At 63.8% G+C, this 15781-nt stretch carries 19 protein-coding genes; 9 read left to right on the forward strand and 10 right to left on the reverse strand.

Features of this window, described 5'->3' with window-relative positions; genetic code table 11:
- Positions 1 to 10: 10 nt before the first annotated feature.
- The 4 genes from ACP15P_RS01510 to ACP15P_RS01525 all read right to left on the reverse strand — a co-directional run bounded on the left by ACP15P_RS01510 (position 11) and on the right by ACP15P_RS01525 (position 2753).
- On the reverse strand, positions 11 to 322 hold the full coding sequence (locus ACP15P_RS01510; RefSeq protein WP_424926722.1) for a cupin domain-containing protein: 312 nt from the start codon (positions 320 to 322) through the stop codon (positions 11 to 13).
- Between the two features lie 72 nt (positions 323 to 394).
- Complete coding sequence (locus tag ACP15P_RS01515; protein WP_424926723.1) at positions 395 to 1765, reverse strand: sensor histidine kinase; 1371 nt, start codon at positions 1763 to 1765, stop codon at positions 395 to 397.
- Entirely contained in the window at positions 1762 to 2424 is a 663-nt protein-coding gene (locus tag ACP15P_RS01520) for a response regulator transcription factor (RefSeq protein ID WP_424926724.1), read from the reverse strand. The genes ACP15P_RS01515 and ACP15P_RS01520 overlap by 4 nt, the downstream gene beginning before the upstream one ends.
- Positions 2424 to 2753 (reverse strand): PepSY domain-containing protein, encoded by a 330-nt coding sequence (locus ACP15P_RS01525; RefSeq protein ID WP_424926725.1) that lies wholly within the window; start codon positions 2751 to 2753, stop codon positions 2424 to 2426. The genes ACP15P_RS01520 and ACP15P_RS01525 overlap by 1 nt, the downstream gene beginning before the upstream one ends.
- Positions 2754 to 2960: 207 nt before the next feature.
- On the opposite strand from ACP15P_RS01525, the gene ACP15P_RS01530 reads away from it, so the two are divergent.
- Positions 2961 to 3623: a calcium-binding protein gene (locus ACP15P_RS01530; protein ID WP_424926726.1), complete on the forward strand. Its 663-nt coding sequence runs from the start codon at positions 2961 to 2963 to the stop codon at positions 3621 to 3623.
- 364 nt (positions 3624 to 3987) lie between these two features.
- Positions 3988 to 4458, forward strand: coding sequence for an Rrf2 family transcriptional regulator (locus tag ACP15P_RS01535; protein WP_424926727.1), 471 nt, complete (start codon positions 3988 to 3990; stop codon positions 4456 to 4458).
- A 12-nt stretch (positions 4459 to 4470) separates the two neighbouring features.
- Here ACP15P_RS01535 and ACP15P_RS01540 read toward each other — a convergent pair whose 3' ends face one another.
- Complete coding sequence (locus ACP15P_RS01540; RefSeq protein ID WP_424926728.1) at positions 4471 to 5031, reverse strand: RSP_2648 family PIN domain-containing protein; 561 nt, start codon at positions 5029 to 5031, stop codon at positions 4471 to 4473.
- Between the two features lie 159 nt (positions 5032 to 5190).
- Between ACP15P_RS01540 and ccmI the strand changes: the two genes are divergently transcribed.
- From ccmI to ACP15P_RS01560, 4 genes are all read left to right on the forward strand, one after another.
- A complete protein-coding gene (ccmI, locus tag ACP15P_RS01545) occupies positions 5191 to 6432 on the forward strand; it encodes a c-type cytochrome biogenesis protein CcmI (protein ID WP_424926729.1) in 1242 nt (413 codons plus the stop codon).
- On the forward strand, positions 6429 to 6917 hold the full coding sequence (gene ruvX, locus ACP15P_RS01550) for a Holliday junction resolvase RuvX (protein WP_424926730.1): 489 nt from the start codon (positions 6429 to 6431) through the stop codon (positions 6915 to 6917). The genes ccmI and ruvX overlap by 4 nt, the downstream gene beginning before the upstream one ends.
- The gene (locus ACP15P_RS01555) at positions 6914 to 7156 is read left to right on the forward strand and encodes a DUF1289 domain-containing protein (protein ID WP_424926731.1); all 243 of its coding nucleotides are present in this window, start codon (positions 6914 to 6916) and stop codon (positions 7154 to 7156) included. The genes ruvX and ACP15P_RS01555 overlap by 4 nt, the downstream gene beginning before the upstream one ends.
- Before the next feature lie 105 nt (positions 7157 to 7261).
- A complete protein-coding gene (locus tag ACP15P_RS01560) occupies positions 7262 to 7924 on the forward strand; it encodes a glutathione S-transferase family protein (RefSeq protein ID WP_424926732.1) in 663 nt (220 codons plus the stop codon).
- A gap of 15 nt (positions 7925 to 7939) precedes the next feature.
- Here ACP15P_RS01560 and dusA read toward each other — a convergent pair whose 3' ends face one another.
- Entirely contained in the window at positions 7940 to 8965 is a 1026-nt protein-coding gene (gene dusA, locus ACP15P_RS01565; protein WP_424926733.1) for a tRNA dihydrouridine(20/20a) synthase DusA, read from the reverse strand.
- 394 nt (positions 8966 to 9359) lie between these two features.
- The gene (locus tag ACP15P_RS01570) at positions 9360 to 10508 is read right to left on the reverse strand and encodes an aspartate aminotransferase family protein (protein ID WP_424926734.1); all 1149 of its coding nucleotides are present in this window, start codon (positions 10506 to 10508) and stop codon (positions 9360 to 9362) included.
- A gap of 414 nt (positions 10509 to 10922) precedes the next feature.
- Between ACP15P_RS01570 and ACP15P_RS01575 the strand changes: the two genes are divergently transcribed.
- Positions 10923 to 11969: a 3-carboxy-cis,cis-muconate cycloisomerase gene (locus tag ACP15P_RS01575; RefSeq protein ID WP_424927288.1), complete on the forward strand. Its 1047-nt coding sequence runs from the start codon at positions 10923 to 10925 to the stop codon at positions 11967 to 11969.
- 267 nt (positions 11970 to 12236) lie between these two features.
- On the forward strand, positions 12237 to 12440 hold the full coding sequence (locus ACP15P_RS01580; protein WP_424926735.1) for a hypothetical protein: 204 nt from the start codon (positions 12237 to 12239) through the stop codon (positions 12438 to 12440).
- Here the strand turns inward: ACP15P_RS01580 and ACP15P_RS01585 are convergent.
- From ACP15P_RS01585 to ACP15P_RS01595, 3 genes are read right to left on the reverse strand one after another with little or no spacing between them, the layout of a single operon-like run.
- Positions 12430 to 12945: a CBS domain-containing protein gene (locus ACP15P_RS01585; protein ID WP_424926736.1), complete on the reverse strand. Its 516-nt coding sequence runs from the start codon at positions 12943 to 12945 to the stop codon at positions 12430 to 12432. The genes ACP15P_RS01580 and ACP15P_RS01585 overlap by 11 nt on opposite strands.
- A gap of 26 nt (positions 12946 to 12971) precedes the next feature.
- A complete protein-coding gene (gene nqrM, locus ACP15P_RS01590; protein ID WP_424926737.1) occupies positions 12972 to 13208 on the reverse strand; it encodes a (Na+)-NQR maturation NqrM in 237 nt (78 codons plus the stop codon).
- 20 nt (positions 13209 to 13228) lie between these two features.
- Positions 13229 to 14275: an FAD:protein FMN transferase gene (locus ACP15P_RS01595; RefSeq protein ID WP_424926738.1), complete on the reverse strand. Its 1047-nt coding sequence runs from the start codon at positions 14273 to 14275 to the stop codon at positions 13229 to 13231.
- 161 nt (positions 14276 to 14436) lie between these two features.
- Here ACP15P_RS01595 and ACP15P_RS01600 point away from each other — a divergent pair, with 161 nt between their 5' ends.
- Positions 14437 to 15780, forward strand: a complete 1344-nt coding sequence (locus ACP15P_RS01600) for a Na(+)-translocating NADH-quinone reductase subunit A (RefSeq protein ID WP_424926739.1) — start codon at positions 14437 to 14439, stop codon at positions 15778 to 15780.
- Position 15781: the final 1 nt, after the last annotated feature.

Below are 15781 nucleotides of genomic sequence, written 5' to 3' on the forward strand. Positions count from 1 at the left end.
TGCGCCGGGTTTAGAGGAAATCCTCCCGGCGCGGCGTAAACCCGTCCACCAGAACCCCCGGCTCCAGACAGACGCACCCGTGAGTCACGCCCGAGGGAATGACGAAGCTGTCCCCCGGCCCAACCTCGCGCACGTCATCCCCGATTGTGAACCGAAACCGCCCACTTTTGACATATGTCGACTGCACATGCGGATGGCTGTGCGGCGCACCCTCCGCGCCCTCACCGCCAAAGGTGAACGCCACCACCATCATGTCCGGGTGATCCGCCAAAACCTGACGCGACACGCCCTCACCAGCCTCGACCACTGGAAACGCACTCATGCTTCACCTCCCCAAAATAACTTGCATACAAGATGAAGCACACCTGACCGGCAATGTCCATCACCCGCCCCGTTAATCCGCCGCGCCCTCCGGCCCCGCAATCCGTTTGAGCCTGATCGTTACCTCAAACCCCGGATCCGCATTGCGCAGATGCAGCTCCCCCTGCGCCGCCTCCACGATATCCGCGACAATCGCCAGCCCAATACCCTGCCGGTCCCCGCCCTCATCCATCCGCACTCCGCGCCGAATGAGTACCGATGGATCCTCCTCCGCCACCCCCGGCCCGTCATCCCGCACCACGATGACCGCAAAATCCCCTTCGCTGCGAACATCAACACGGACCAAATTCACCGCAAACCGCGTCGCATTTTCCAGAACCGCACCAACCGCCTCGGTCAGATCATCCTGATCGATCCGCGCCACCACGCCCGGCGCGGCCTCCACCCGCCAGTCCAGCTCCGCCCCGATGGGCGTCCGCCGCAGCACCTCAACAACCTGCCGCACCACCACGCCCGGCTCCGCACGAGCATCCCCCAGATCCGACTGAATACGCGCCCGGGTCAGTTCCCGGTCCACCAGCCGCCGCATCGCGCGCGCCACCGTCTCGATACTGTCCGCAATGCCCGCCTGCCCCCGGTCGCGCAGTTCCGCCGCATCCCCCAGCAAAGCCTGAAGCGGCGTTTTCAACCCATGCGCCAGGTCCGCCGCCCGGTGCCGCGCCCGCGTCAGCTCCGCCTCGCGCGCATCCAGCAGCAGATCAATCTCCTGAGCCAGCGGTCCCACCTCGGTCGGCAGCCCCGTCCCGATCCGGTGCTTCCGCGTGCCGGAGGTCAGCGCCGCAACCCGGTCCCGTATACTGGCCAGCGGCCGCAACCCGATGGACACCTGCGCCCAAGATGACAAAAGCAGCAGCACACCCAGCAAAACCAGATAGGGCATCAGATCCCCGATGAAGCCGCGTTTGGCCGCATCGAGTTCCCCGCGATCCGACGCCACCAGAACCCGCATCGGCGCCGCATCCGCGCCATAGCCCACGAAAAGGTCAAACGCCACGACCAGCAGCGGCTCATCCTGCGGACCGGCCAGGGTCATCACCCGGAACCCGCCCGGCTCAAATTCCTCACCCGTCCCGGGCAGGCTGTAATCCCAAAGCGAGCGGGACCGGTAAACCTCACCCAGCAGTTCGATCTGCCAGTACTGCCCCGAAAACGGCAACTCATAGAGTGGCCCAACCGTCGCATACTGAAACGCCGGCTCCGCCCCGTCCCGGGGTTCCACCATCGCCACCAGCGACCGCGCCCGCGCCCGCAGTTCCGCAACCGCCACCCGCTCCACATGACGCTCAAACAGCAGCGACAGCCCAACCGCCGACGCGCCCAGAACCCCCAAAATCGCAACGGCACTGGTCAGCAGAAACCGCCAGCGCAGCGACCGCCCCATCATGGCGAACTGTCGAGGTAGTAGCCAAACCCGCGTTTCGTCCGGATGACATCATTCCCCAGCTTGCGCCGCAGCCTTGCGACCACCGCCTCCACCGCATTGGTCTCCCGCGCGTCATCGTCCCCGTAAAGATGCTCAAGCAGATCCGTGGGCGGCACCACCCGCTCCGAATGCAGCGCCAGATAGGTCAGCAGACGAAACTCCAGCGGGGTCGTCGCCACCGGCACCCCCTCCACGGACGCGGTCATCCGGTTCAGATCAACCGTTAGCCGTCCAATCCTCTGCGTCGCCGCACCGCGCCCCCCGGACCGCCGCACCAGCGCCCGCACCCGCGCTATCAGTTCCTCCATGTGAAACGGTTTCGGCAGGTAGTCATCGGCACCGGCATCAATGCCCTCAACCCGCTCCGTCCAGGACCCGCGCGCCGTCAGCACCAGAACCGGAACATCCACCCCCTCCTCGCGCCAGCGCTTGAGAACCGTCAGCCCATCCAGACGCGGCAATCCAAGATCAAGCACGATGATGTCATAGGTTTCCGTTCCGCCCGTAAACCAGGCGTCCTCGCCATCAGAGGCCAGATCCGTGACAAACCCGGTCGATTCCAGCGCCCGTTTCAGATCCGCCGCGATCCGCCCATCATCCTCGACCACCAGCGCGCGCATCAGTCGTCATCGTCCTCTTCTTCAAGCTCCACCTCAAGGATGGTCCCGTCGGCGGCGTCAAGCTCGACCTCGATCAGCCGCCCATCCGTCGTGATCACCTCGACCTCGTATATGCGAATGCCGTGGCTGTACTCCAGTTCAACCTCAACCACCTGACCCGGATGCGCCTCATTGAGAATCAGAAAAACCTCCCGCAGTGGAATGATCTCCCCACGCGCCACCGCATCCTCCGCGATTTCAAAATCCGGTATGGGCACGGGTCCGTCTTCGCCTGATGCGGCAAGGGAAAAAACGCAACTCGCCGCAACGACGGTAAAAACTCTTCTCATCCCCCGCCTCTTACGCCCGCGTACCTGACAGTTCCCTGACATGTAACGCCCGGTACCTGTCAGGATCCCCGTGTTAGTCAGCGCCCACATCTTTCGGGAGTGGGTTTGGGACATCACCCTCGCGCGGCGCAACGGCCCGCACCCCACTCCGATTGACTTTACCTGTCCCGGCAGACCGCCGAAAGCATTGAACGGAGAAAAGAAAACATGGCCAACATTATGGGCGACAACGAACCAAACATCCTCGAGGGCACGGATTCCAGCGACAAAATCAAGGGCTACAAAGGCGACGACCTTATTGTCGGTTTCAAGGGCAACGACGATCTGATCGGCAACAGTGGCAGGGACACCCTCAAAGGCGGTGCCGGCAATGATGAGATCGAAGCCGGCGGAGGAAATGACAGGGTCTATGCCGGCAGCGGCAACGATGAGGTCGAGGGCGGCAATGGCAACGACACCATCAAGGGCGGTGAAGGCAATGACGAGATCGACGGCGATGACGGCGACGACAGGCTTTACGGCCACGCCGGCAATGACGAGATCGAGGGCGGCGACGGCGATGACAAACTGGGCGGAGGTTCCGGCCGCGACACGCTGGAAGGCGGCCGCGGCGACGACCTGCTGACCGGCGGCAACGGTGCGGACGTGTTCGAGTTCGAGCGTGGCGACGGCAACGACATCATCACCGATTTCAACACCAACAAGGACCTCCTCGAAATTGACGATTTCAGCCGGTCACAGATCGAGGACCTGATCGACGACGCCGAACAGTCGGGAGACAACGTTATTCTGGCGCTCGATTCGAACACCACCATCGAGATCCAGGACATGGATGTCTCGGACCTCAGCACCGACCTGTTCCTGATCTAAACCTTCCCCGGATACCGGACACAAGGGGTCCACACCGCCAAACCCCACGGGCCGCTCCGAATGCGGCCCGTGGGTCTCAAACCTCCCAAAGCCGAAAACCCCGCACGTGTCTTTTGTTTGTGCAATTTGTGAAACTTGGGTAATGCTTGTCACTGAACATACTGAAAAAAATCATCGGTGTTGGCCGAAACCGTTACTTTGACCTTTTGGAATACATTTTGATCCAAAGAAACCGGGCACATTCAGACCATAAATCCACGCCCGGAACAAAGCCTCTACTCATGAAACTCCTTAAGTCTCATGAAAAGGTCGCAGCTGATCTTTTTCCATGTTCGATTTTTTCGTATTTTGAGGACAAAAGAATTTGCGACAGGACAGCCGTTTCTCCAGGGTGCTCCACGCCCTCCTGCATCTCGAAAACATGGAGGGGCCGGTCACGTCCGATGACATCGCGCACAGGCTTGGCACCAACCCGGCGGTGGTCAGGCGCACGCTCGCCGGTCTGCGCGACGCGGGTATCCTGATCTCCGTAAAGGGCCACGGCGGCGGCTGGTCACTGGCCAAATCCCTCGCCGACACGACCTTTTATGATGTCTACGACGCCCTCGGCTCGCCGCCCCTGTTCGCCATCGGCAACGATGAAAACGACCCGTCCTGCAACTTCGAAGGCGTCGCGAACGCCGCCGTTACCGAGGTGCTGGCGCTCGCCCATGCGGAATTCATCCGGGCCCTGCATGCGCGCACGGTCGCATCGCTGGTCCACGACCGTCACGCCATTGACGACACGCACCGCGACACTGCGGACAACCTGATCAAACTCAATTCCGGCAGCTGACCGGCGCCCGCATCACTCCCGCTCCAGCTCCAGCGCCCGCCCCAGCCGAGGCAACCCCGCCCGTTTCAGCAGCGCCCTGACCGGCTGCGGCCGCCCCGACGCCGCCTCCGCCCGGTCCCGCACCTTTCGCGCCACCCCGGCCAGATCGGCATCCTCCTGGTGCAGGTCGAACAGAAACCTGTCCGGATCAAGCGGCAACACCCCATGCCCCGCCAGAACACGCCCCGGAAAATCCCTCAGGTTCTTGGTGATCAGCAATTCCGCCTCCCCGGAAATTGCCGTGGCCAGAACGTGACGGTCATTTTCATCCGGCAAAAACAGCGTTTCCGCCAGCGCCTCATCCTCCGCGACCTCCGCGCCGGCAAACTGCGCCCGCATCAGCGCAATTTCCCCTCTGGCGATATTCTCGGCCCCGTCGCCCAGCCGCCGCGTGGCCCTGGCCCATTCCTCCAGAATACGCCCCGACCAGAGCGGCACATAAAGCCCCAGCTCCGCCGTCCCCAGCAGCATCTCCCGCATGACCGTGGGAAACAGCACACAGGCATCGAGCACCACCCGCGGGCGCGCGCTCACGAAACAACCGTCATGGGAGAAAATACATACCGCATGACACCCCTGCTACAGCCGGACCGCCCCCTGTTCAAGCAATCGGCATTTGTCCAAAGTCGCATTGTGTGCCGCCTGCGCTTTGTCTAGGGTCCGGCCGTCGAATGAAACGGGAAACCGCCGCCCATGATCTACTGGGGAATTGCAGCCCTCATCATCCTGGCCTGCCTGCTGACCATATTCCTGCCGATGCTCCGGGCCCGTCAGGATGGAGGCACCCGCGCGGGCTATGACATGCAGGTCTACCATGACCAGTTGAGGGAGGTGGAAACCGAACTGGCCCGCGGCGTTCTGACCGCGTCCGAGGCCGAGGCAAGCCGTACCGAGATTTCCCGCCGCCTTCTTGCCGCCGCCGACGAGGCCGAACGCGAGAAACCAGGCGAAACGGCCCCGCGCGGCCTGACCGTCGGCATTTCCCTTGGCGTTCTGGCGCTGGCGGTCGTGTCAACCGTAGGGATCTATGCCGTGCTGGGAATGCCCGGCATGCCGGACCAGCCGCTTGCCGACCGCGAAAGGCTGCGCGCCGAGGCCCGCGCCAACCGCCCCTCCCAGACCGAGATGGAGGAGAGGTTCCGCGCCCATCTCGACGAACGGGGCTTTGAGCCCCCGGCCGCCGCCGCCGAGACGCTTGCACTCATCGACAGGCTTGAAACCGTCCTCGCGGACCGCCCCGATGATGCCGACGGGCACCGCCTGCTGGCCGGAAGCCTCTCGCGCATCGGCCGTCCGTTCGAGGCGCGCGCGGCACAGCAAAAGGTCGTCGACATCATGGGCGGGGACGCGAGCGCCCGCGACCTGATCAACCTCGCCGAACTCAGCATTCTTGCCGCCAACGGCTACGTCTCGCCCCAGGCCGAGGACGCGCTCGACGCGGGCCTCCGGCTCGATCCCACCAACCCGATCGGCCGCTACTACGCCGGTCTGACCCTGCTTCAGGCCGACCGCGCCGATCTCGCCTATCCCATCTGGGAGGGCCTTCTGCGCGAGGGTCCACCAGACGCCCCCTGGATCCCGGCCATTCGCGCCGATATCGCCGAGGTGGCCCGCCTCGCCGGTCTGCCCCCCCCGGACGTTCCTTCCATGAACCTGCCCGGCCCGTCAGCCGAGGACATGCAGGCCGCCGAAGCCATGGATCAGGAGGACCGCGAGGCCATGATCGCCGGCATGGTGGCCCAGCTTGAATCCCGCCTTGCCGACGAGGGCGGCACGCCGGAGGAGTGGGCGCGTCTCATTTCGTCCCACGCGATCCTCGGCAACACCGACCACGCCTCCGAGATCCTTGAGGAAGCCAGACGCACCTTCGCCGGTGACGACGCCGCCCTTGCTGTCATCAATGACGCCGCCTCCAATGCCGGACTGGGCCAATGAGCAACGGAATTTTCGAATCCACCGAGGATTTCGCCGCACAAATCCAGTTCGGCCAGGCCCTAATGGGTCTTGATCTCGGTACCAAAACCATCGGCGTTGCCGTCTCCGACACGCTGCGCAGCATTGCAACGCCCATCGAGACCGTAAAACGCCGCAAGTTCGGTCTCGATGCCGAAGCACTTCTCGCCATCATGCGCCACCGCAATATTGGCGGCATCGTGCTGGGCCTGCCCCGCAACATGGACGGCTCTGAAGGTCCGCGCTGCCAGTCCACTAGGGCCTTCGCCCGTAATTTCAGCCGCCTGACGGATGTCCCGATCACCTTCTGGGACGAGCGCCTGTCCACCGTCGCCGCCGAACGCGCACTCCTCGAGGCGGACACCTCCCGCAAACGTCGCGGCGAGGTCATCGACCACGTGGCTGCGGGCTACATCCTCCAGGGTCTGCTCGACCGCCTCGACCACATCAAACGGGCCGCACAATGACCGATGAGGTCTGGAAACGCCCGGAGCCCGAAAGCCCCTGCGTCAAAATCTGCGTCATTGAGCCGACTTCCGGGTTCTGTCTCGGCTGTCACCGCACCATCCGTGAAATCTCCGACTGGTCCCGCATGACCGCGGACGAGCGCCACGACGTCCTCGACCTGCTCCCCCAACGTGCCGACGCGGCCAAACCCGCCCGACGCGGCGGCCGCCGGGCCCGCCTGAAATCCCGCGACGGCTGACCCAACCCATCACACCCCGTGATGCGGTGCCGCAGGATCATTCATTTGACCCACGCCCCCCAATCCGGAAAGCTGCCCTGAACAACAGTCGACAGGGCCGCATCCATGTACACCATCGTCATCTCACAGAAAGCCTATTCAAGCTGGTCCCTGCGCGGCTGGCTCCTGCTGGAGGCCTTCGGCTTCGACTATACCGAGCAGTTCGTGCCGCTCTACGACCCGGCCTTCGATGAGATGAAAAAGCTCAAGGCCCCCGCCCGCACCGTGCCGATCCTCGAATGGACCGAGGCGCAGGAAATCAAACGCGTCTGGGAAAGCGTCGCCATCGCGGAGACGCTGGCCGAACACAATCCCGCCGCCGGCGTCCTGCCATCCGACCCCGGCCACCGCAGCATCGCCCGAATTCTCGTGGCCGAAATGCATGCCGGGTTCTCCGCCCTGCGCGGCGCCTGCCCGATGAACCTGCACCGAACCAACCAGCCGCTGGAGGACACCCCTGCCGCCGTGCGCGCCGACGTGGCACGCGCGGGCGATCTGTGGTCCTGGGCGCTCACAACCACCGGCGGCCCCTGGCTCGCCGGACCTGAGTTCTCCGCAGCGGACGTGTTCCACGCGCCGCTGGCATCGCGGCTGGTCAGCTACGGTCTGCTCACACCGGAAACCGAAGCTTACGCGACCCAGGTGATGGCGCATCCCGCCGTCCGGAAATGGACCGCCGCCGCCCTGGCCGATCCGCAGCGTATAGCCCTCTACGACAACGTCACCTGACCTGACGCCCACGGTCTAGGCCGACTTCCGCGCCTCCTCCTGCCGGGGGGACACACCCGCCATGGCCCGCTCCACCAGCTCCGGCCCGGCCCCCGGCAGATGCGCGCCTTCCGAGAGCACACGCCGCCATTGCCGCGCGCCCGGCATCCCCTGGAACGCGCCAAGCATGTGCCGCGTGATCTGGTTCAGCCGCGCACCGCGGCCCAGTTCGCGCTCGATATAGGGCAGCATGGCCGTAACCGCCTCCGCGCCCGTCACCACCGCAACGTCATCACCAAAAATGTCCCGGTCAACCGCGCCCAAAATTGCCGGGGAGTGATACGCCGCCCGCCCGATCATGGCCCCGTCAAGTCCCCGCGCAATCAGCGCCTGCGCGCTCGTGAGGTCCGGAATACCGCCATTGATGGCGATGGTCAGATGCCCGAACCGCTCCTTCATGCGCACCACCAGATCGTAATCCAGCGGCGGAATATCACGGTTCTCCTTCGGACTGAGCCCCTGCAGCCACGCCTTGCGGGCATGGATCGCAACGGTTTTGACCCCGGCATCGGACATGCGCTGCAGAAAATCCGGCAGAACCTCCTCCGGGTCCTGGTCATCCACACCGATCCGGCACTTGACCGTCACCGGCACGGCACCGGCCTCCGCCATCATCGCCTGAACACATTCCGCCACCAGCGCGGGCGTGCGCATCAGCGCCGCCCCAAAGCACCCCGACTGCACCCGGTCCGACGGACAGCCCACATTGAGGTTGATCTCGTCATAGCCGTATTCCATCGCAACCCGCACGGCCTGCGCCAGCTCCCCCGGCTCCGACCCGCCCAGCTGCAACGCCACCGGATGCTCCTGCCGATCAAATCCCAATAGCCTGTCCCGGTCCCCGTTCAGCACCGCCCCGGACGTCACCATCTCCGTATAAAGCAGCGCCCGCTTCGAAAACCGCCTGTGAAAGAACCGGCAATGCCTGTCCGTCCAGTCCATCATGGGCGCGACACTCAGCCGCGCCGCCGCCTGGGCTCCGGTTTTACCGCAATTGTCCAACTTCAGCTCCCGTAACTCAGCCTGCCGCCCCTTCCGGCACCCACCGGCACCGGAAGCGTTCAGAAGACCGGCGTGACTACACCAGCCCAGGCCAAAATGGAACCCGCGGCCCGCCCAAAGGCAATATCGCGTGAGCCACCAGGGGTCATCTTCTGTTGCCTGACCCTAACGGGCCACCTCCACGACCGACCAACCGGGAACCTCTCCCCCGATCTCCAACCCCGGCATCCCTCTCACTCCAGGCCCCAGGAGCCAAGCGCGTACCCTATCAGTACCCGCCATGCAGACATTTCAGCCGTTGAAAGAGAGCCGTGCCCGTGCGCGCGCCACAAGATGGGCTTCCACGGCCTCGTCAACAGCCAGAAGCCCCGCGTACCTACACAAGCCCCCCCACTCAGGCCACCTGCGAGCACTGCTCCGCCACCACACCGGCGGCGTGCCGGAACGCGGCGTCCGACAGTTCCAGGTCCTCCGCCCCAAGCGCCAGGCAGGGATAGAGTTTGCCCGGGGACTTGAACAGACCATCCGCGCGCAGCGTGGCGTTCCAGAGCGTGTTGACCGTCGGATCGTCATGTTTCGCGCTGCGGTAGTCGATCGGGTCGCCATCCGTGAACCAGATGTCGAACAGCGTCGGATCGCCACAGATGCGGTGGCTGATGCCCTGGGCCGACAGCGCCGCGGACTGCATGTCGATCAGGCTCTGCCCCAGCTCGCGCAGCCGGTCATACTGGCCCGGACGCCTCAGCACCTCCATGGTCTTCAGCCCCGCGGCCGAGGCCACCGGATTGCCCGAGAGCGTGCCAAGCTGCATCAGCCATTTCTCCGCACCCACTGCATCCCTGTCGAAATGCGACATGATTTCCGCGCTCGCACCCAGCGCCGCCAGCGGGAACCCACCCCCGATGATCTTGCCGAGCGTACAGATGTCCGGCGTCACGCCATAGCGCTCCTGCGCCCCGCCATAGGCCAGCCGGAAGCCCGTGACAATCTCATCGAAGATCAGCAGCACCCCATGCCTGTCACACAGATCCCGCAGCCCCTGAAGGTATCCCTCCTTCGGCGGAATGATCCGCTGCAACGGCTCCACGATAATCGCGGCCACGTCCTTATGCTCATCGAGCAGCGACGCGACGGCCTCCAGGTCATTGAACGGCGCAACCAGCATGTCATCGGCCACGCCCTGCGGGATCCCGGCACTGTCCGGCACCGGCGTGGGGAAGTTGACGCGTTTCGCGGGCGCGAGGCTCATCTGCGCCTCCGCCGACATGCCGTGATAGCCGCCCTCGAATTTCAGGATCTTCGGCCTGCCCGTACAGGCCCGCGCCAGGCGCATCGCATACATGTCCGCCTCACCGCCCGAGGTGACAAACCGCACCTGCCCGCAGCAGGGTACGGCATCGACAATGGCCTCGGCCAGTTCGATACCGCGGGCGTTGTTGGCAAAAAACGTCATGCCCTGCGGCAGCTGCTCCAGCACCGCCTCCATGACCTCCGGATGCCCGTGCCCGAGCAGCATCGGCCCCGACCCGATCAGATAGTCCACATATTCGCGCCCGTCCTCATCCCAGACGCGCGACCCCTCGCCGCGCGCGATAACAATACCGCTGTCGAAATTGCCAAAGCCTGCCGCCGGCAAGACCTCGCGGGCGCGGTCGATCCATTCGGCCTGGGTGTGGGTTCTGTGCATGGTGTCAATCCAGTATGAGATCAGGAGAGCCCAGCGCCCCGGCGTCAACGGTGATGCCAAGGCCCGGGCCATCGGGTGGAGCGATGCGGCCATTCTTCCGCACCGGCGCATCGGGGGCAATGCGTTTCCTCAGACCTCGAATGCTTCCGCGTCGCCAAAAAGGTGCTGGAGGAAACCTGACGGCACGGTTGGCAAAGCGGTCGTGAAACGGCAATCTCCGTCCACGACCGATCCAACCGCAACCGCCGGGAGCATACCCTGACCAACGCCCTGACCACGTCCGGCCTCTTCGGCGACCTGTTCCGCGACGACGCCATCGCCGCCGAGTTTTCCGCCCCCGCCTTCACGCGGCGCATGCTCGCATTCGAGGCGGCCTGGACCCGCGCGCTCCTCTCGACAGGGAGCGTCACCCAGGACGATGCGACCGCGGCGCTTCAGTCCATTGAGGCATTCGACCCCTCCCAAACCGTCACCCTGGCAGAGGGCAGCAACCGCGACGGCCTGCCCGTTCCCGCCCTCGTCAAAGCCCTGCGCCAGGGTCTCGCGGACGGCCCGGCCCATGCCATCCACAGCGGCGCCACCAGCCAGGACGTCATCGACAGCGCCATGGCCCTGACCCTTTTGGCCGTCACCGCCAAACTCGCCACGGGTCTGCGCTCCGCCATCTCGGCGCTCGACGATCTGAGGGACCGTTTCGGTGACGCCCCCATGCAGGCCCGCACCAGGATGCAGGTGGCCCTGCCTGCGACGGTGTCACTACGCCTCACAGCCTGGCAACGTCCGCTGGCCGACCACCTCGCGCGACTTGACACGGTGTCAATTGAGATCAGCAAAGCCCAGATCGGCGGCCCCATCGGCCTGCGCGACCGCCCCGAGGGCCAGAGCGATGCCGTGGCGGCCGAGGTCGCGCGCCTCCTCGGCCTGACACCCGCCCCGGTCTGGCACACCGACCGCAGTGGCCCTGTCGCCATGGGTCACTGGCTCACCCTGGTCACCGGTACCGCGGGCAAAATCGGTCAGGACATGGCCCTGATGGCGCAGCAGGGTGTGGACGAACTGCGCCTGTCGGGCACCGGCGGGTCCTCCGCCATGCCCCACAAACAGAACCCCATCCTGGCCGAATCGCTGGTCGCCCTTGCCCGGTTCATCGCCACCCAGCAGGCCGCCCTGGCCCAGGCCATGATCCACGAACAGGAACGCTCCGGCGCGGCCTGGTCCCTGGAATGGCTGACCCTGCCCGCCATGTGCGAGGCCACCGGAGCGGCCCTGCGCCACCTCAAAACACTGCTGAATTCCGTGGATATAATGGGGGAATAATGGGGGATTGCCCCGGATATAATGTCGGAAAATCCGCCAAAGACAGCCGCTCGCGACCGTGATTTAGGCCACATCGGTCCAAATGGAGCCCAAAACACGCGCAATATATCCGCGGATATATTTACCAATTGACCAAACCGGATTAACTTTCGAATCGCCCGCGATTCATACCTGTTTACAGGCAGTTAAGCCGAAAACCTCATTTTTCACGTGAAAATCACCCGCTCATGGACATCCGCGCCAAAGGCTGATTAATCTGCGCACCAAATGACAGATCTCACACTCACCCCGACACTCGCAACGCTGCTCTTCGTCCTGACCTGCCTGTGCGGGTTTCAGTATCGCAGGGTCTGGAAGGCCGAGGGGCCAAGATACCAGTACTGGCTCTATGGCGTCCCCGCGGCTTTGGGTCTCGCAATTCTGGCGTTTGTCCCGCTCGATCTGACGGGACTGGCCGGTGTCAGCCGGTAATCAGCTGCTTGAGGTGCAGAGCCTCGTGCTCAACCTCGGTCAGGCGGTGGTTGATCACGTCACCGATGGTCACCATTCCCACCAGTTTTTCATTGTCCATCACCGGCATGTGGCGGAAACGGCCATTGGTCATGCGTTTGAGAACAGTCACCAGCGCCTCTTCCGGCGCACAGGTTTCAACGGAGGTGGTCATCACGTCGCCCACCTGCTGCGGCAGGGTCTGACCCGGGGTTTCGGCGAGTTTGCGGACAATGTCGCGCTCGGACAGGATGCCGACGAGGCCGCCCTCCCCATCCGTGACGGTCAGCGCGCCAATCCGACGGTCGCGCAGTTCCTTTACGGCCTGGCCAAGGGTCTCATCCGGGCGGATTGAGAACACCTCCCGCCCCTTGGAGTCGAGAATTTCCGAAACGTTGGCGTGATGGTCACCCACGGTCACGGTCTGGCTTTTGGATCCCGGCTGCTCCCGGTCCTGGCGCATTGGAGCCTGGTAAGACGTTGGCATGGCTGTACCCCCTTTTGAGGTTCAGGCTATGCCTCCCTCTCCATCTGCTCAAGCATTTTTTTGGCCCGTGGACACTTCATCCGTTCCCGCAGCGGGCTGTTGGGATCAATCTCCTTGTTGCAAACAAGGCATTGATCCGCATCACCAATTGCATTCAGGCCGCCACAGCTTCCCTTGATCCTCTTGTTCATGAAGATCACGCCGACGGACATGCCAAGCATGACCATCGCCAGGACCATAAACGTGAGTGCAAAGGTAGCCATCAGATGCTCCCCTGCCGCGCTCAGGCGGTCAGGTTTTTGAAGGTCGCGTTGGCCGATGTCCGGAACGAAAGCTGCGCCGCATCCGGGTCACGCTCGACGAACTGAACCGCCACATTGTGCTGATCCGCGATTTCCAGACCACGTTCGCGGCCGAGAATCAGCATCGCGGTGGACCAGGCATCGGCCAGCATGGCATTGTCCGCCACAACGGTCGCGGAAGCGGTCGTGTGATCCACCGGACGGCCCGTTGCCGGGTCGATCAGGTGGGAATAGCGCTTACCGTCGACCTCGAAATAGTTGCGGTAATCGCCCGAGGACGCGAGCCCAAGGCCGGAAACACCAACCACACCCAGAACGCCGCTTGCGGCCACATTGGGGGATTCGATGCCGATCTGCCACGGCAGACCATCCGGGTTACGGCCGGAGGCATAAAGATCGCCACCGATTTCAACCATGTAGTCGGAAATGCCCAAAGCCTCAATCGCCTGTCCGGCATGGTCCGCGCCATAGCCCTTGCCGATCCCGGCCAGGTAAACCTGTGCATCCGCATGGGTTTTCCGAACGGTTCCGTTGCCAACCTCAAGCGAGTTTTCGTGCCCTGACATGGCGCGGGCCTGCTCGATGGCCGCATCGGACGGCATGGGGCGCGAACCCGGCGCGCCAAAGCCCCAGAGCTCGATGAGCGGGCCTACGGTCGTGTCAAAACGCCCGGCACTTGCGGTATTTACGTCCGCCGCAGCCTGCATGACGCGCGAAAGCTGCGGCGAGGTGCCGCTCACAACGCCCGCCGGAACCGCATTCAACCGCGAAATTTCCGACGATCCGTCCCAGTTCGACATGGTCGCATTCACCTCGGCCAGCGCGGTCGAAACGGCCGAGCGCACCTCGGCCTCCTCAACACGGTTGGAATGGTCCACGGCAACAACGCGGTACGTGGTCCCCATGGAGCGCCCGGCAAATTCTATGATCTGCTGGCGCTTGTAACACGCAGCCAAAGCGACCGGCATGACCAGGAAGGAACGACGGGTGAAGGAATTAAGGGGGCTCACGAGTGCACCTTTCGCCATTTTTGCGTCGACATATTCGAACGTTCGCAGTTTCTTCAACCTCTATATGGCCATTTGCGAAAAAAACCACTAGCAGATTAACGAACACATCCGCGCATGTTAACGAACATTAACGCAGGTGTCGAATGGATCGAAAAGAACAGGATTGAGGGTACGGGACGGTGAAGCACTTCAAGCTGCGCAAGGGTCTGGATCTACCCATCACGGGATCCCCCCGGCAGGAGATAGATTCGTCGGCCGACGTCAGGACGGTCGGCATTCTGGGAGATGACTACATCGGTCTGAAGCCGCGGGTTCAGGTGGAGGAAGGCACGTCCGTTGCGCCGGGGACGCCGCTGATGTTCGACAAGAACATGCCCGATGCGATGATTGTCTCACCGGTTGCGGGGCGGGTGCGGGCCATTAACCGTGGCGCGCGGCGGAAGCTCGTGAGCATTGAGATCGATATCACGGACAGCGACGCGGAGCCGGTGGATTTTTCCCAGATGGGCGACGCGAACAGCCGTGAGGGTGTGACGAAAAAGCTTTGTGCGGCAGGGCTTTGGACGTCATTCCGGACGCGGCCATACTCCAAGGTGCCGCAGCCGGGGACGGCGCCGAAGGCGATTTTTGTCACGGCTATGGATACCGAGCCGCTGGCGCCCGATCCGGAACCGGCCATCCGGGCCGAGGAGGAGGCGTTTGCGAAGGGCCTGGCGGCGGTAAAGCTTCTGACGGACGGGACCACGCATCTGTGCCAGGAGGCGGAGACGCCCCTGCCCGGTCATGACCTGCCGGGTGTGTCGGCGGCGCAGTTTACCGGGCCGCATCCCGCCGGTCTGGCCGGGACGCATATCCATTTCCTGGACGTGCCGAGTGCCGAAACGGAGGTCTGGACCATTGGATATCAGGACGTTCTGACGATTGGGCGGCTGATTCTGACCGGGAAATATGACGCTTCACGCATCATTTCGGTGGCCGGTCCGGCCTGTAAGGATCCGCGTCTGGTAAAGACGGTTGCGGGTGCGTCGATGGCGGACCTGGTGGCTTCGGACCTGCCCTCCGACATGCCGGTGCGGATTATTTCCGGCTCGGTTCTGAGTGGGCGTGCCGGTGAGGGCGTCAGCGCCTATCTGGGCCGTTACGCGCGCCAGGTGACGGTGATCGAGGAGGACCGGAAGCAGATCCCGATGGGATGGATCCGGCCGATGGCCTCGAAATTCGCGGTGCAGCCGGTGCTGGGCTCGGCCTTTGCCAAGCAGGCCTATGCGCTGACCTCCAATCTCAATGGTGGACGGCGTGCGATGGTGCCGATTGGCACGTTTGAGGAGCTGATGCCGCAGGATTTCCTGCCGACGCAGCTTCTGCGCGCGCTTCTGGTGATGGATACGGACCAGGCACAGGCCCTGGGGGCTCTGGAACTCGATGAGGAGGACCTGGGTCTCGTGGGATTTGCCTGTCCGGCGAAATATGAATACGGCATGGCCCTGCGCGACTGCCTAACCAAGATCGAAAGGGAGGGGTAGG

This window comes from Amaricoccus tamworthensis, from assembly GCF_049800875.1.
Lineage (GTDB): Bacteria > Pseudomonadota > Alphaproteobacteria > Rhodobacterales > Rhodobacteraceae > Amaricoccus > Amaricoccus tamworthensis.

What these genes read in the sequence shown, in the direction of transcription:
- ACP15P_RS01580 (WP_424926735.1), top strand. Translation starts at nt 12,237, where the DNA reads ATGACAGATCTCACACTCACCCCGACACTCGCAACGCTGCTCTTCGTC.
- ACP15P_RS01525 (WP_424926725.1), bottom strand. Translation starts at nt 2,753, where the DNA reads ATGAGAAGAGTTTTTACCGTCGTTGCGGCGAGTTGCGTTTTTTCCCTT.
- ACP15P_RS01585 (WP_424926736.1), bottom strand. Translation starts at nt 12,945, where the DNA reads ATGCCAACGTCTTACCAGGCTCCAATGCGCCAGGACCGGGAGCAGCCG.
- ccmI (WP_424926729.1), top strand. Translation starts at nt 5,191, where the DNA reads ATGATCTACTGGGGAATTGCAGCCCTCATCATCCTGGCCTGCCTGCTG.
- ACP15P_RS01530 (WP_424926726.1), top strand. Translation starts at nt 2,961, where the DNA reads ATGGCCAACATTATGGGCGACAACGAACCAAACATCCTCGAGGGCACG.
- nqrM (WP_424926737.1), bottom strand. Translation starts at nt 13,208, where the DNA reads ATGGCTACCTTTGCACTCACGTTTATGGTCCTGGCGATGGTCATGCTT.
- ACP15P_RS01510 (WP_424926722.1), bottom strand. Translation starts at nt 322, where the DNA reads ATGAGTGCGTTTCCAGTGGTCGAGGCTGGTGAGGGCGTGTCGCGTCAG.
- ACP15P_RS01595 (WP_424926738.1), bottom strand. Translation starts at nt 14,275, where the DNA reads ATGGCGAAAGGTGCACTCGTGAGCCCCCTTAATTCCTTCACCCGTCGT.
- ACP15P_RS01560 (WP_424926732.1), top strand. Translation starts at nt 7,262, where the DNA reads ATGTACACCATCGTCATCTCACAGAAAGCCTATTCAAGCTGGTCCCTG.
- ACP15P_RS01520 (WP_424926724.1), bottom strand. Translation starts at nt 2,424, where the DNA reads ATGCGCGCGCTGGTGGTCGAGGATGATGGGCGGATCGCGGCGGATCTG.
- ACP15P_RS01515 (WP_424926723.1), bottom strand. Translation starts at nt 1,765, where the DNA reads ATGATGGGGCGGTCGCTGCGCTGGCGGTTTCTGCTGACCAGTGCCGTT.
- ACP15P_RS01555 (WP_424926731.1), top strand. Translation starts at nt 6,914, where the DNA reads ATGACCGATGAGGTCTGGAAACGCCCGGAGCCCGAAAGCCCCTGCGTC.
- ruvX (WP_424926730.1), top strand. Translation starts at nt 6,429, where the DNA reads ATGAGCAACGGAATTTTCGAATCCACCGAGGATTTCGCCGCACAAATC.